Origin of the sequence: Mesorhizobium sp. M0664 (genome assembly GCF_040320565.1) — a bacterium.
GTDB lineage: Bacteria > Pseudomonadota > Alphaproteobacteria > Rhizobiales > Rhizobiaceae > Mesorhizobium.
In genome coordinates this window covers 14,563-29,548 of sequence record NZ_JAMYPW010000060.1, presented here as the reverse complement: position 1 = coordinate 29,548, position 14,986 = coordinate 14,563, and the positions used below count along the sequence as shown (strand labels likewise).

The following is a 14,986-nucleotide window of genomic DNA, read 5'->3' as shown; positions in this document are numbered from 1 at the left end:
TCGCTCCTTCGCTCAACTGCCTCTCCAAAGAATCCTTTCTCAGCCCAAACTCAACCCCAAAATCGCCATATGCGATTCCCCTGCCTCGAGGGGGGAGATTAACGCTGGTTCTCCGACAGCTTCGACCGCAGCCACCGCCCAAACGCCTCCAGCACCGGATGCGCCGCCTTGGCGTGCTCGGAAACCAGAAAATACGAGCGCGGTGAATTGATCGCTATGTCGAAGGGGCGGACCAGCCGGCCTTCGCTCAGTGCCCGGCCGCTGGTCAGCTCGTCGCCCATGGCGATGCCCTGGCCGGCGATCGCCGCCGAAAAGACCAGGTTCATGTCGGAAAAGAAGATGCCGCCTTCCGGGTCGGGGTTCTCGACCTTGGACAGCGCCAGCCAGCGCGCCCAGTCCTCGGTATCGCCGAGATGCAGGAGATTGGCGCGCAGCACGTCGGCCGGCTTGGAGAAGCCGCCGATCTTGTTGAGCAGCGTCGGGCTGCACAGCGGCGTAAAGGAGATCCCGCACAACAGCTCGACCGCGCGGTTCGGCCAATTGCCGACGCCGAAGGTGATGAAGGCATCGGCCTCGGCATTGCTCACGTCGTCGAGACGGCGCGGCGTCAGGATGCGCAGCGCGACATCGGGGTACATCTGCCGGAACTCGCCGATATGGGTGCACAGGAACAGCGAGGCGAAACCCGGCGTACAACTGACGCTGAACGAGCCGCCGATGCCGGTGCCGGCATGGCGTGTCACCGCGTCGCCCAGCACCGTCAGCGCCTTGCGCACGTCGCTGGCATAGCGCTGGCCGCGCGGCGTCAGCGCCACGCCCTTGCCAATGCGCTCGAGCAGGTCGAAGCCGAGATCGCGTTCGAGCAGGCGAAGCTGATGGCTGACTGCGCTGCGGGTCAGATGCAGTTCGTCGGCGGCGCGCCAGACGCTGCCGTGGCGGGCAAAACTGTCGAGGGCGCGCAGCGCCTGCGTCGAGGGAATTCTCAAGAGGTGAACCGAATTTGCATGAGCCGGGAAAACATATCACTTTTTGGCGGGGCGCTTCACTGCTTTCTTTCCACCATGGAGAAACCGGTGACCTCCGCGCAAGCGACCGCACTTGCCTGTCTGGACGACATCCAGCCGTCGCTGTCGGCGTGGACGCGGACAATCTTCGACTTCGGCGAGACCGCCTGGCGCGAATACCAGTCGGCCGCCTGGTATGTCGAGCATCTGAAGCACGAAGGCTTTTCCGTCGAGGAAGGTTCTGGCGGCATGCCGACCGCCTTCTGCGCCCACTGGACCAACGGCGCGGGGCCGACCATCGGCCTGTATGCCGAGTATGATGCAGTGCCCGGCAATTGCCAGGATGCTGCGACGGTGAAGCGACCGCGCCCGGGCCTCGGCGAACAGGCTGGCGGCCACACCGATCCGCATTCCGGCCTCGGCATTGCCAGCCTCGGCGGGCTGCTGGCGACCAAGGCGGCGATGCAGCGCCACGGCATATCAGGCACGCTGCGCTTCACCGGCGAGCCGGCGGAGAAGGTGCGCGGGTCGAAGCCGATCCATGCCGCGAAGGGCTATTACGATGGGCTAGCGGGCATGGTCTCCTTCCATCCTTTTTATATGCTGCCGCTCTGCAATACCGCGCGCTGGGATACGCATTGCGGTGCGGCCTATGCGATGATCTACCGCTTTGTGTGCGACGAGCCGGAACATTGGGCGAGGGCGGCAGGCGGCGCAGCACCCATCCCGCAGGCGCATTCGGCAGTCAGGGCGCCCGGCGCCAACGACGCGCTGATGATGATGTATATGGCGTCCAAGGCGCTGCGCGATTCCATGCTGCCGCATCAGGGCGGCTGGTCGATCAGCGAGGCGATCCTGACGGCGGGCCAGGCGACCGCCGACAATCTGCCGGCCGGGCTGGCCGAGATCCAGTACATGATCCGCGTGCCGACGCTGGCGATGGCCGAGCAGGTCACCGCCGTGCTCGACCGCAATGCGGAAGCCGCAGCCAGGATGAGCGGCTGCCGCCATGAGCGGCACTGGGTGTCGAAGTCGCGGCCGGGGCTGGCCAATCACGTCATGGCCGGTATTGCCTTCGACGCGCTGGCGGCGGTCGGGCCGCCGTGCTGGGACGAGACGGCCAAGGCGATCGCCCGCGAAGTCCAGCTCAATGCCGGGGGCGAGGCGACCGAGGAACCATTCATCGACGAACTGGAGCGGCTGATTGCACCACAGGCGGCCGAGGCGCTCCTGCGCCGCGACCTGCCGCCTTGGCAGCTCAATTCGACCTCTGACGATTACACCGACATGTCGTGGCATACACCGACGGCACGATTCTACGTCGCCCGGCCGGCGCTGCGATCCGAGAACGGCCACGCGTTTCCGTCCTGGGCTATGAATGCGCTGGGCGGCATTTCTGCCACCATCGACCCGATGGTCATCTGCGCCGCAAAGACGGTCGCGCTGGCAGCACTTCGCCTGTTGGAAGACGATGCCGCGCGCAACGCGGCGATGGATGAATTCGTCGCCCGCACCGGCGGCGGCATCGGCGGCTCGAACTGGATCGCGCCGCTCTGCGACTACGATCCGCCCATCGGATTTCGCTGGCCGGAATACATCACCACCCCGCGCGGACGGGATTGGTGGATACCAGGCAACCAAGCCGCATGATCAACCAAGCCGCCCTTCACGAGGAGAAACCCCATGACCGTCCATGACCGCATCGTCGCCGAGGCGTTTTCGCTGCAGCACCGCAACCCGGCCGGCGGAACCAAGCCGCTGACCGCCTGGGGCTTCGCCAACGAGACCGACGTGCTGACCGACGTGCTGCTCGGCTCGCCGAATTTCCTGCGCCATCTCTCGACCAGCTCGCTGTCGCGCAAGCATCTGCGCGAAGCGCCATGCAACGTCCAGATCGCGCAGGCGCAGCACAAGGACTTGGTCGCCGCCTATGAGCATTTCGGTGTCAACATCCACTGGCACGAGCCGACGCCGGAGTTGCCGATGCAGGTCTACTCGCGCGATTCCAGCGTCATGACGCCGTACGGCGCCATCATCACCGCCATGTCGCAATGGTGGCGGCGCGGCGAGAACTACGCGGCGATCCGCACCTATAAGAAGCTCGGCATCCCGATCTACGACATGGTCACCGCGGGCACGTTCGAGGGCGGCGACTTCAACGTCATCGAGGACGGCGTCGTGCTGATCGGCTGCGGTGGCGCCCGCACGCAGGAGGAGGGCGCGCGCCAGGTCCAGGCCTGGTTCGACAAGGAGGGCTGGGAGACCCGCATCGCCTTCATCGACGAGTATTACGTCCATATCGACCTGATGGTGGTGCCGATCGCCGAAAAGCTGACCGCCGTCTGCCTTGCCTGTACAGAGCCCGGCATCGTCGACTGGCTGAAGGGCAAGGGCCACGAGATCATCGACGTGCCGTTCCAGGATACTATGGCGCTCGGCTGCAACTTCATGTCGCTGGGCAAGGACAGGGTAATCGCCCCGACCTCGAGCCAGACACTGATCGGCCAGCTCAAGGCGCGCGGCTTCGAGGTGGCGGCCATCGACATGAGCGAGATCTCGAAGACCGGCGGCGGCATCCACTGCATGGCGCAGGCGCTGAAGCGCGAGCCGGCCTGAGGGGCCGGCCTAGCCCGGCCGCTTGCGCGAAAGCGCCATTGTCAGCACCGTCGATCCCGCCCGGCGTGCGGCGCGCGCCTACAGCACGACGAGCTTTCCCTTGCGCAGACGCCGGGCGCAACGATAGACGAGGTCGGCAGCGACCATGTCTTCCATCGCAATGCCCATCGCCTTGTAGGTGGTGATCTGTTGATCCGAAACGCGGCCCGGCGCGCGGTCGAGCAGCATGGCGCCAAGCTCGGTGCCGAAATCCGGGTCGAAGCCGGCAAGCTCGCAAGATCCGACCGGGGTCGGTCTGAATGCATCCTTGGTTTCGACAAAAAGACTGGATCTGCCGATGAGCTCGATCGGCATTTCACCGCCGGGCGGCGCCACCCCGACCGAGGAGACATGCGTGCCCGGCTGGACCCAGCCTGCGTCGATCACCGGCTGGTAGGAGTGGGTCGCCAGGCACACCACGTCGGAACTGCGCACTGCCGTCTCGAGATCGGCGACCGCCACCACCGACGGATGCAGCCGGGCAAGCGCTGCCGCATCGTCGAAGCTCTTCGAAGCGACACGGATTTCGGCAAAGTCGCGCACCAGCGGCAACAGATGCAGGTGCTGGTTGGCCTGCACGCCGGCGCCGACCACGGTCGCTATCCTGGCATCCCGGCGCGCAAGCGCGCGCACCGACAGCACGGCGGAGCCGGAGGTTCGCACCGCGGTTATGAAGGTGCCGTCCATGATGCAGACCGGCAGGCCCGACAGCGGATCGAACAGGCTGATGGTGGCAAGGTGGCTGGGCAGGTTCTTGGCCAGGTTGCCTTCGAAGACGTTGACGATCTTGACGGTCAGGTTCATGCCCTCCATCCAGGCCGGCATGGCGAGGCTGTAGCCGGCCTCGGGGATGTCGAGCTGTGGTCGGGGTGGATTGACGACCTTGCCTTGTGACAGCACCTTGAAGCCGTCTTCCAGAACATCGAGAAGCTGGCTGAGGTCGATGCATGCCATCACGTCGGCTTCGCTCAGCACCAGGATCTCGGTCGCTCCCTTGCTGATTTCCGCCGCACTCCTGCCGGCTGGGCTGAACGCTTCCTTGGTCATCCTGCACTCCTGTGTTCGAAATCGGCTCACCACGTTTGCTTTCAGCGGTGAGGGAAGCGCAGGCTATTGCGAGGTTTTATGTTGTGAAATACGTTGATTTCGGTGTCTCTGCGTGAAATCAACACGCAAATCCCTTAGATAGCGTGGATTGTGAAATGAGCGACCTCGACCAGATAGACCGCAGCCTGCTCCGGTTGCTGCAGGAAGACGGACGCCGGACGACGCTTGATCTTGCCGGGCGTGTCGGGCTGTCTCCGACCGGAACCAGCCAGCGGGTTAAGCGCCTGTTCCGCGACGGGTTCATCACCGCGGTCAGGGCCATGCTCGATCCGCGCAAGGTCGGCCGGGGAACGCTGGTGTTCATCGAGGTCCGGCTTGACCACACGGCGCCTCATGTCTTTGACCGCTTCGCCGAAGCCGTGGCGAAAGCTCCGGAGGTTCTGGAGTGCCATATGGTGGTTGGCGGTTTCGATTATCTGGTCAAGGCGCGGATCGCCGATATGGCGGTGTTCCAGGATTTCCTGCAGCGGATCATCCTGCCGCTGCCCGGCGTGCGCGAAACGCACACGTTCGCCTCCATCGCCGATGTCAAGCCGAACGCCCTTTTGCCGGTGTGATCGGGTAGAGGAGGGGAACGCTGTTCAGGGCGACCTGCATCGCATCTTCGCCATCTAATCGCTCCCCCCTGGCGCGCCTTCAGGTGCAGCGATGCCGGAGACCGGCTCTAGCCTTGCTGGGTCAGCAGGTTTGCGTCGCGTGCGAGCCGCCACTCACCATCCGCCTCCTTGCGCAGGAGCGTCAGCGCATATCCCGATCGATGGACCGGCTCGCCATTCGGCGGGGTCGCGGTCATATTGATGCGGCTGCGGATGAAGGCCCAAGTGCCGAGAAGCTGTAGTTCCACGATATCGCTCGTGCCGTCGATATGAACGCCGGCCGTCTCCCGCGCGGCTGCCGCGAAGATCTCCTTGTCGAAGGGTTCCCGGCCGGGAACCATGAAGATCGCGTCGTCCGTCATTAAGCTGAGGACGGTCGCGATGTCTCCACGCTTGCTCGCATCCATCCACGTCTCGACCAGCTTTCGGATTGCTTTTTCGTCGCCCGTCATCCGTTACCTCCCTGGCATCTCGCCGTCATCGATGGCGCACGGCGCTCCTTCCTCGCTGCTACATAGGGCTTAGATCGCTCTCGTCATCGATTGCAGTGCGTCGCGCCGCGGGTAGCACGGTCAGCGAGCCGGCAGGTTCGCGCCCTCCATGCCTATCGCCAGCCACCGGAGGCGGTGATGCGCTCGCCGGTCAGCCAGGACGCTTCGTCGGAGGCGAGGAACACCGCGACGCGGGCGACGTCGTCGGGCAGGCCGAAGCGACCGAGCGGCGTCATGGCTATAATCTGGTTCTCGAATTCGCTGCCGACGATGCCGATGCGCGCGAGGCCCTCGGTATCGATGCCGCCGGGCGCGATGGCGTTGACGCGGATGTTGCGTGCGCCGAGCTCCCGCGACATCGACAGCGTGATCGTGTCCACCGCACCTTTGGTCGCGGCGTAGACGAGCGAGTTCGGCTGCGGATTGCGGCTGGCGACCGAGCTTATGTTGATGATGCTGCCGCCGCCCGCGCCAAAATGCTTCACTGCTGCTTGCGTGGTCAGAATGATGCCCAACACATTGATGTCGAACTCGCGGTGAAACTCGGCCTCGGTAACCGCTTCCAGCGGCTCGAATGCGAAGACTCCGGCATTGTTGACCAGTATGTCGAGCCCGCCAAACTCCAATTTCGCCGCCTCGAACAGGCGGCGCACATCAGCCGCTTGCGACACGTCGCCCTGGACGGCGACGGCGCGGCCGCCACGGTCGTCGATCTCGGCGACAACGCGGTCAGCGCCTTCCCGTGACGAGGCGTAGTTGACGACCACTGCGGCGCCGGCCGTGGCAAGACTCTTGGCGATGGCGGCGCCGATACCCTTGGAGGCGCCGGTGACGATGGCGACCTTGCCGTTCAGCTTGCTCATCAAATCTCTCCTTTGTTGACGATGAGCGTATTTAATCATGATCGAAACGCGTATTATGGTGCCCGCAATCCGATCTTTCGTGCCTGGAATTCCGGAATGACCACCATCCTCGAAAAGACCGCCGGTCTCGTCGCCTTCGTCCGCACGGTCGATGCCGGCTCGTTCGATGCCGCCAGCCGGCTGGTCGGCTCCAGCCCGTCGGCAGTGTCGAAAAGCGTGGCGCGGCTCGAGCGTCGGCTCGGCGTCAGGCTGATCCAGCGCTCGACGCGCCGGCTCGGGCTGACCAGCGAAGGCATCGCCTATTACGAGCGCGTGGCGCCGCTGCTCAGGGCGCTGGACGATGCCGAAGACATCGTTCAGATGGCCGATACGGCGCGCGGCCTGCTGCGCGTTACAGCGCCGGTCGAGCTTGGGCGTGGCCTGATCGCGGCATGGGCGCAAGCGTTCCTTGCGCAGCACGGCGCAGTCAAACTGGAGCTCAGCGTCACCGACCGTCACGCCGATCTGATCCGCGAAGGCTATGACGTTGCGGTGCGCATGGGGCCGCTCTCAGACACCGGGCTCGTCGCGCGCAAGATCGCCAATCTGCCGATCATGCTGGTGGCCTCACCGGCCTATGTCGAGCGGCGCGGCCGTCCGGCATCGGTCGAGGATTTACGGGACCATGAATTCGTCCGCCACCAGATGGCTGGCCGGCCTTATCCGGTCACATTTGCCGACGGTACGATGATCGTGCCGGATGGGCGGCTCGATACCGATGACGGCGGCGCCATCCGCAATGCCGCACTTGCCGGCACCGGCATCGCGCATCTGATGCGGTTTGCCGTGCAGAACGATCTCGACACGGGTCGCCTGGTCCGCATCCTGCCCGACGTGGCGATGCCAACCATGCCGGTGCACATCGTCCATGCCTACGGGCGGCAGCTGCCGGTCCGGGCGCGGCTGTTCGTCGACTTCCTGGTGGGCCAAATGGCGGCACTGACGCGATAGGGCAGACGCGGTCTGACGCAAGCACCCAGCTTTTGGCAGAGACCAACCGTGCCGGCCGGCGCGAACCACCCTTACCCGAAGCTAGAACGTGATCTTCACTGAATCGGCGCTGCGGTTGGCCGCGCCGTGGTGGACGGCCTCGATGTTGTTGCCGTCGGGGTCGAGCAGGAAGGCGGCGTAATAGCCGGGATGGTAGGATCGTTCGCCGGGCGCGCCATTGTCGGTGCCGCCGCCGTCGAGGCCGGCCCTGTAGAATGCGTCGACCATGGCGCGGTCATTTGCCTGGAAGGCCAGGTGGTGGCGGCCGGTCAGCTTTCCCAGGGCCGCCGGGCTGTCGGGGCTGGAAATGAACAGCTCGTCGGCCCAGAAATAATTATTGCCGGCGCCACCGATCGGTATGCCGAGCACGTTGAGAACCGCCTCGTAGAAACGACGGCTGGCCGCAAGATCCCTGACCACCAGCTGGAGGTGGTCGATGAGACGGCCGCGATGAAGTTCCTGATTTGCCATGCTTGACAGCTCCTGATCGCCGGTTGGAAATCTAGCTTCGAATGGTGCGCGGTCAATCCAGAAAGCCGTGGAATGGCGCCGTCGCGCCGACTGGATAAAAATGCAACCGGATTGTCGGATTCAAGACATGTCCAACGTCCTTCGGACGCAAGCGGCTCGGCGGAGCTCGAAAAGGTCGTGCCGTATCAACGCTTCCGGCATGGGAGAAAAGTGAAATGAGCCTTCCCTATCGTTGGGTTGTCGTCACGGCTGGCGCGCTGATGACCTGTGTCGCCCTCGGGGCGATGTTCTCGCTGGCGATCTTTCTCGAACCGATGGCGCTCGACACACAATGGTCGCGCGCCGGCATATCGAGTGCGATGACGCTGAACTTCCTGGTAATGGGCCTCGGCGGCTTCGCCTGGGGCGCCATTTACGACCGCTTTGGCGCCCGCATCGTCGTCATGACCGGCGCCGTGCTGCTCGGCCTGGCGCTGGTCCTGGCCAGCCGCACCGGTTCGCTGCTCGTTTTCCAGTTGGCCTACGGCGTGCTCGTCGGCCTCGCGGCAAGCGCCTTCTTCGCGCCGATGATTGCGCTGACCTCCGCCTGGTTCGACACGAACCGCAGCCTCGCCGTCTCGCTGGTCTCGGCCGGCATGGGCGTGGCGCCAATGACCATCTCGCCCTTCGCCCGCTGGCTGATTTCGGCCTACGACTGGCGCACCGCAATGTTCGACATCGGCATAACCGCGTGGGTGCTGCTACTGCCGGCCGCGCTTCTGGTGCGCCAGCCGCCCAAGCCCGCTGCCGACGGCGCTGCCCCAAGCGTTGCCGCCGAGGGTGCCGGCATGACGGTTCCGCAGGCGCTGCGCTCGCCGCAATTCATCGTGTTGGGACTGACCTTCTTTGCCTGCTGCGCGGCGCATTCCGGGCCGATCTTCCACATGGTGAGCTATGCCATGCTGTGCGGCATAGCGCCGATGGCGGCGGTCAGCATCTACAGCATCGAGGGCCTGGCAGGGCTGGGTGGCCGGCTGCTTTACGGCGTGCTTGCCGATCGGTTGGGCGTCAAGCCGGTGCTGATCACCGGGCTGGCCATACAGGCCGTGGTCATCGCAGCCTATCTGGCGGTCAGCGAGCTTGGTCAATTCTACACGCTCGCCGTCATCTTCGGCGCCACCTATGGCGGCGTCATGCCGCTCTATGCGGTGCTGGCGCGCGAATATTTCGGCCAGCGCATCCTCGGTACGGTGTTCGGTGCAGTAACCATGCTGTCCAGCCTCGGCATGGCTTTCGGCCCGCTCGCCGGCGGCATGGTGTTCGATGCCTATGCCAGCTATTCCTGGCTGTTCATCGGCTCGGCCCTTGTCGGGCTTGGCGCGATGGCGATTGCGATCGCCTTCCCGCCGCTGCCGCGCAGGGAGTTGCAACCGGCTTAAAGCAGGATCGGTGGAAAAGGGCGGCCGCTTGGATGGCAAGCGGCCGCGATCCAAAAATAGCTGGCAGTGTTTGTTCGGCATTATGAAACGCGAATTGCTATGCAAGCAGAGGCACCACCTCGGCGCCGTCAAGCGTGTAGCGCGCATAGCGGAAATCGCGAATTCTCGCCAATCTGTCGCCGGCCCATTCCAGCAGGATAAAGTATTTTAGCCCTCCGGCCGAGTCGTCCGGATCGATCACCAGAATGGCTGGCTGCCGATCCACCAGGCCTGGAAGCAGCCGCCAATCGTGGATACCCGCGTAATTGTGGAAGTACCGGCCCACTTTCGTGCGGCCACTCGCCCGGAGCCGGTTGACGAGGTCAAGCCGGACGTCCTCGGCCAGCATGTCGCGGATCGCATCGAAGTCGCGGGCGTTGAACCGCTCTACATAGGCTGCCAGACGCGCCTGCTCGGGCTCGGCCAACACCGGCACAGGCCGATCGTCAGGCTCGCCGGCGACCTGGCGCAGGTGCAGACGGCCGCGATGCAGTGCGGCTTTCACCGCCGGAACGCTGCTGTCGATAATGTTGCCGATCTCTTCGATCGTATAGCCGAGCACATCCATGAGGATGACGCTGCTACGCTGCGCCGCGGGCAGGCGCATGAAGGTCTGCAGGCTTGCGGCTGCAGTGTGTCGACCCTCGGCCGACATACCGGGGTCAGGGATCATATCGATATCCTCAACGACATGCGCGGCATCCAACCTGGCACGACGGCGTAGGTGGTCGAGCGCGGCATTGTGCGCGATGCGAAACAGCCAGCCCTCGACATTGGCTATCGGCCCGGTCCCGGGGAACGCCTCGAGCGCCTTGACCGTAGCTTCCTGGACGACATCCTCGGCATCGATCACCGAACCGGTCATGCGGGCACAATAGCGGTGCAGTTTCGGCCGCAATTCGCCGAGCAGCCGGTCAAATGGCTCCCGTCCTTCTAGCGTGCCGGTTGCGGATCCGGTCATCGCACAAGGATCAATTTCATGCGTATCTCCCAGGCAAGGCGCGGGTCATCAGGCGCAGCGTCTTATAGACGCTCGACGATGGCAAAAGGATTCGGTCGAAAAAACTTTGTTTGGCTGGAATCCTTTGATGGTTCCTACGCGTCTCTGGATCACGGGCCCGTCAACCTGGCGGGCCCTTTGTTCAAGCCGGAGGCGCCATAATCATGAGCAAGCAAAGTGCGGGATCAACGAAGGTCTGGGTTCTCGCCCTCACGTCGATAGGCTCCTTGATGGTCGTTCTCGATGCGATGGTCGTGGCGACGGCATTGAGCACGATGCGCGTCGAGCTCGACGCCTCGCTGGAGACGCTGCAATGGACGATGAACGCCTATAATTTGAGTTTTGCCGTCCTGCTCATGACCGGGGCTGCGCTCGGTGACCGGTTCGGCCGCCGCCGTACGCTCGTTGCCGGATTGGCGTTGTTCGTCGCAGCGTCGGTTGCGTGCGCGCTCGCTGGCAATGCCGGATTGCTGATTGCGGCCCGTGCGGTCCAGGGCGCAGGTGCCGCGATGGTCATGCCGCTGGCCATGGCGCTGCTGAGCGTCGCTTTTCCTCCGGAGGAACGAGGCAAGGCGCTGGGTATCTTCAGCAGCATCACCGGCCTGGCCCTGATCATCGGCCCGATAGCGGGCGGTGCGATTTCCGAAGGCCTCTCCTGGCACTGGATCTTCTGGCTCAATGTCCCGGTCGGCATCGTTCTCATCCCGCTGGTGCTGCGTCGGATTCCGGAGAGTCACGGGCCGGGCACGGTTATCGATGTCCTCGGCGTCGTGCTGGTAACTGCGGCGGCATTCGGAGTGGTCTGGGGCCTGATGCGCGGCAACATCGTGGGCTGGAGCAGCTCTGAAGTGCTGACGGCGCTGACGGCCGGGCTGCTTCTCGCCATCGCGTTCGTCCTTTGGCAGCTGCGTGCCCGTGAGCCCATGCTGCCTTTGCGGTTCTTTCAGGCGCGCGCATTCTCCTCGGGCGTAGGGGCGAACTTCCTGCTTTGCGCCGCCATGTACGGCCTCGTATTCCTGTTGCCGCAGTTTCTGCAGTTTGCCCAGAGCCGTGGGCCGTTCGGCGCCGGCATGGGATTGCTGCCTTGGACCGCCACGCTTTTCGTGGTCGCACCGATCGCCGGCAGCCTGATCAACCGAGTCGGCGAGCGCTGGCTTGTGGTGGCCGGACTGATCCTGCAAGCGGCTGGCATGGCCTGGCTGGCGCAGATCGCCGCACCTGATCTGCCCTACGTTCAGCTAGTCGCCCCGCTGATCATTACCGGTGCCGGCGTGTCGATGGCCATGCCTGCCGCGCAGAACGCGGTTCTCAATGCGGTCGCCCGGCCGGAGGTCGGCAAGGCTGCCGGCACGTTCAACACATTCCGCTTTCTCGGCGGCGTATCCGGGATCGCGATCGCCGGTGCGGTGTTCGCCGGCACTGGAAGCTTCTCGTCCACCGACGCGTTCAGCGATGGCTTCACCTCGGCAATCGACGTCTCCGCTCTGCTCTCGCTCGCCGGCGCGCTCGTCGGATTGGGGCTCCCGGAGCGTCGCGCAGTGGCGCTCGCGAATGCCAGCAAGGAGGCGTAACTCGAAGGCGGGAAGCTTGCGCTTGCTCCCACTGTTGTCGCGCTAACAGCAGCCGCGCCAGCGCAGCAAAAAGGTCGCCGAGCGTCGGTTGCCGGCCGGTCCTGTGGCGGGGCATCTGTGTCCAGACCCAGATCTTGCGCCCGTGATGGCGGCGAACATGCTGCATCGCAGCACCCTCTCGCCGATATCGGCGGGCCAAGGCAGTGCGAAAAAATCGTCAAGAATGGACAATTCAGGCTGTTTCCTGCTGTTTTTTGGCTTTTATTAGTCGCGCCTCACGTTCCTGTTTCAAATGTGTCAACTTTTTGTGTTGCGTTGCACAATGGTGGTCCTATTCTGCGCAAGGGGGGCGCTTCCGATTGGAATGCGCCGTGAACGACGCCGCTATATTGACCGATTGGCAGTTTCGCCGTCCCTCCGGCGTATGCCGCTAATGGGAAATGCGCGCGACACCCAATTGGACGCGCTGAGGGCCATCGCCGTGACGATGGTGCTGTACTCCCATTTCTTCGCGGCCGGAGGGTCCTCGTTCTGGGGCCATATCGGCGTGCGCCTGTTCTTCGTGCTGAGCGGCTTTCTGATCACGCGACTGCTGCTGGAAGCCAGAGCGGCCGCCGAATTCGAAACCGGACCGGCGCTGAAATCCTTCTATATCAGGCGGGCGCTGCGAATATTCCCGCCCTATTTCGCCGTGCTGGGTTTCGTCTGGCTGGTGGACCTGGAGCAGTCCAGAGGATCGCTGGCCTGGCATGCCCTCTATCTGTCGAATTTCTGGTACGCGGCGCAGAATGAATGGACGCCCTGGCTGCTCTGCCATTTCTGGAGCCTGAGCATCGAGGAGCAGTTCTATATCGCCTGGCCACTGATCGTCCTGCTGGCACCGCGCCAGCGCCTCGAAGCGATCTGCATCGGCGTGATCATGCTGTCGCTGGCCTACCGGTTTTATTGGCCGATCGCGGGAACGCCCGGTTTGGCGCGCGACCTGCTGCCGCCGGCGTCGATGGATGCATTGGCGTCAGGCGCGCTGCTCGCCGCCTACCGGTCAAGAACAGCCGGCTTGCCGCAATGGCTTCGAGCTGGCTGGCCGGGGCTCGCCGCGGCGTTTTTCGTTCTGCAGTGGTTTGCGCCGGCGCCGGCAAATCCGGTGCAGGAATGGGGTCTCTGGCTGCTGTTGCAGATCCTGCCTGTCGCGCCTCTGGTGGTCATCGTTGCAAGCTGTTCAACGGGCATTGGCGGTCGCGTCGGAAAACTTCTCGAACTGCCGCCGCTGCTTGGCCTTGGCCGCATAAGCTACGGCGTCTATCTCTACCATCCCATAGTGCTGGCTCTGGTTGTCAAGTCGCAGCCCTGGATCCCGCTCAACGTCTCGGAGCAAGGGCCGGGGCGGTTCCTGGTCGCGGGAACTGCGACGCTCATGCTGGCTTCGGTTTCGTGGCTGCTTTTCGAAAAGCCGCTCAACAGCCTCAAGCGCCACTTCCCCTATGTTGCTGGAAAAGGCCGAGGCGCCATCTCGGCAGGCATGGACGTGGGCAATGCCGGATGGCTCGCGGCCGGAGCATATCCGGGCAGGCCGCTTGATGGTGGCACGTCACCCTTGCCGCGCAAGCTGCACCGAACCGATCGGAGCTGATCATGGCTGCTGCTCCCTTGGTTTCCGTTCTGCTGCCGATCTACAATGCGGGACCTTATCTCGCCGCTGCGCTGGGCAGCGTCCTGCGCCAGGATTACGAGCGTCTGGAGGTCATCGCCATCGATGACGGCTCGACCGACAACTCGCTGCAGATCCTGCAGAAATACCGCCAGGCCGACAATCGCATCTCGATCATCTCACGCGAAAACCGTGGCCTGATCGCAACTTTGAACGAAGGCCTGGCCGTGGCGCGCGGCGATCTGGTCGCCAGGATGGACGCCGACGACATCGCCTATCCCCAGCGCCTGTCGCGGCAGGTCGCGCTGTTCAACCAGCAGCCTGACCTGGCTCTATGCGGCGCGGGTTTCGATACCTTGCTCGGCAACCGCATCGTCCGGGGTTCGCCCGATCCGATATTCCAGGACAATATCCTGCGAATACTGTCGATGTTCTTCACGATCTTCATGCATTCCACGGTCGTCTACAACAGGAAGGTCATCGAAGAGAGCGTTCTATTTTATGACGAAAGCTACAAGCATGCCGAGGATTTCGACCTGTTCAGGCGGCTGACCGACCGCTACCCGGCGGCCATGATCCCCGAAAGCCTGATCGCCTATCGTATCCATGACGACAGCGTGACCAACAGGCACAAGCGCGAAATGCGCAGGACCCATTTGAAGATCGTCGCCGAGAACCTCGAGCGCGAAGGGCTCGCACAAGAGACGCAAGGCCTGCGCGACATCGGTGAGGTCCTGTCGATGGACACGGTTCGCCGTGCCGCCGAATGGATCCTTGCGCTGGAAGAAAGGATTTCGGCACTGCCAGCCGAGACGAGGCCGAGTTACCAGGCCGGCACGCTGAACCTGTTCTATTTCCACTACCAGCTGATATCGGGGGAAAGGCAGCCGCTGCTGATGCACGAATTCCTGACGCGGACGGCGAAATGGAACCTCATCCGGCGGCGCGAGCAGTACGTGTTTCGGACCGGTGCCTTCGCGCCGCGCTTCAGTCTCGCCTCGATGTCGGTCACCAGGCAGGTGGATGCCCTGTCGCGGTATCTGCAGTCCGTGCCGGCCGCGGCGGTTTTGCCTTCGAACCAGTTGAGCTAGCAA

14 protein-coding genes are annotated in these 14,986 nt (G+C 63.9%); 8 read left to right on the top strand and 6 right to left on the bottom strand.

The window, feature by feature from the left end:
• Positions 1–98 precede the first annotated feature (98 nt).
• On the bottom strand, positions 99–986 hold the full coding sequence (locus NKI39_RS31105; protein WP_352836636.1) for a LysR substrate-binding domain-containing protein: 888 nt from the start codon (positions 984–986) through the stop codon (positions 99–101).
• Positions 987–1,061: 75 nt separating this feature from the next.
• Between NKI39_RS31105 and NKI39_RS31100 the strand changes: the two genes are divergently transcribed.
• Complete coding sequence (locus tag NKI39_RS31100) at positions 1,062–2,654, top strand: zinc-binding metallopeptidase family protein (RefSeq protein ID WP_352836640.1); 1,593 nt, start codon at positions 1,062–1,064, stop codon at positions 2,652–2,654.
• Between the two features lie 33 nt (positions 2,655–2,687).
• Positions 2,688–3,620, top strand: coding sequence for a dimethylarginine dimethylaminohydrolase family protein (locus tag NKI39_RS31095; RefSeq protein WP_352836634.1), 933 nt, complete (start codon positions 2,688–2,690; stop codon positions 3,618–3,620).
• A 78-nt stretch (positions 3,621–3,698) separates the two neighbouring features.
• On the opposite strand, the gene NKI39_RS31090 is transcribed toward NKI39_RS31095, so the two are convergent.
• Positions 3,699–4,706: an ornithine cyclodeaminase family protein gene (locus NKI39_RS31090; protein ID WP_352836631.1), complete on the bottom strand. Its 1,008-nt coding sequence runs from the start codon at positions 4,704–4,706 to the stop codon at positions 3,699–3,701.
• A 155-nt stretch (positions 4,707–4,861) separates the two neighbouring features.
• On the opposite strand from NKI39_RS31090, the gene NKI39_RS31085 reads away from it, so the two are divergent.
• Positions 4,862–5,323, top strand: coding sequence for an Lrp/AsnC family transcriptional regulator (locus NKI39_RS31085; RefSeq protein WP_352836628.1), 462 nt, complete (start codon positions 4,862–4,864; stop codon positions 5,321–5,323).
• A gap of 107 nt (positions 5,324–5,430) precedes the next feature.
• On the opposite strand, the gene NKI39_RS31080 is transcribed toward NKI39_RS31085, so the two are convergent.
• Positions 5,431–5,814: a YybH family protein gene (locus NKI39_RS31080; RefSeq protein WP_352501278.1), complete on the bottom strand. Its 384-nt coding sequence runs from the start codon at positions 5,812–5,814 to the stop codon at positions 5,431–5,433.
• Between the two features lie 152 nt (positions 5,815–5,966).
• Complete coding sequence (locus tag NKI39_RS31075) at positions 5,967–6,716, bottom strand: SDR family NAD(P)-dependent oxidoreductase (RefSeq protein ID WP_352836625.1); 750 nt, start codon at positions 6,714–6,716, stop codon at positions 5,967–5,969.
• Positions 6,717–6,812: 96 nt separating this feature from the next.
• On the opposite strand from NKI39_RS31075, the gene NKI39_RS31070 reads away from it, so the two are divergent.
• The gene (locus NKI39_RS31070; protein ID WP_352836622.1) at positions 6,813–7,706 is read left to right on the top strand and encodes a LysR family transcriptional regulator; all 894 of its coding nucleotides are present in this window, start codon (positions 6,813–6,815) and stop codon (positions 7,704–7,706) included.
• An 81-nt stretch (positions 7,707–7,787) separates the two neighbouring features.
• Here the strand turns inward: NKI39_RS31070 and NKI39_RS31065 are convergent, their stop codons facing one another.
• A complete protein-coding gene (locus NKI39_RS31065) occupies positions 7,788–8,216 on the bottom strand; it encodes a VOC family protein (protein WP_352541214.1) in 429 nt (142 codons plus the stop codon).
• Positions 8,217–8,431: 215 nt separating this feature from the next.
• Here NKI39_RS31065 and NKI39_RS31060 point away from each other — a divergent pair, with 215 nt between their 5' ends.
• Positions 8,432–9,634 carry an MFS transporter gene (locus tag NKI39_RS31060; RefSeq protein WP_352836618.1) on the top strand — a complete coding sequence of 401 codons (1,203 nt, stop codon included), beginning with the start codon at positions 8,432–8,434 and terminating at the stop codon, positions 9,632–9,634.
• 97 nt (positions 9,635–9,731) lie between these two features.
• Here NKI39_RS31060 and NKI39_RS31055 read toward each other — a convergent pair whose 3' ends face one another.
• Positions 9,732–10,634 (bottom strand): sigma-70 family RNA polymerase sigma factor, encoded by a 903-nt coding sequence (locus tag NKI39_RS31055; RefSeq protein ID WP_352836615.1) that lies wholly within the window; start codon positions 10,632–10,634, stop codon positions 9,732–9,734.
• A 203-nt stretch (positions 10,635–10,837) separates the two neighbouring features.
• Here NKI39_RS31055 and NKI39_RS31050 point away from each other — a divergent pair, with 203 nt between their 5' ends.
• The 3 genes from NKI39_RS31050 to NKI39_RS31040 all read left to right on the top strand — a co-directional run bounded on the left by NKI39_RS31050 (position 10,838) and on the right by NKI39_RS31040 (position 14,983).
• A complete protein-coding gene (locus NKI39_RS31050) occupies positions 10,838–12,244 on the top strand; it encodes an MFS transporter (protein ID WP_352473740.1) in 1,407 nt (468 codons plus the stop codon).
• A 433-nt stretch (positions 12,245–12,677) separates the two neighbouring features.
• Positions 12,678–13,874: an acyltransferase family protein gene (locus NKI39_RS31045; RefSeq protein WP_352473739.1), complete on the top strand. Its 1,197-nt coding sequence runs from the start codon at positions 12,678–12,680 to the stop codon at positions 13,872–13,874.
• A gap of 2 nt (positions 13,875–13,876) precedes the next feature.
• Positions 13,877–14,983: a glycosyltransferase family 2 protein gene (locus NKI39_RS31040; RefSeq protein ID WP_352473738.1), complete on the top strand. Its 1,107-nt coding sequence runs from the start codon at positions 13,877–13,879 to the stop codon at positions 14,981–14,983.
• Positions 14,984–14,986: the final 3 nt, after the last annotated feature.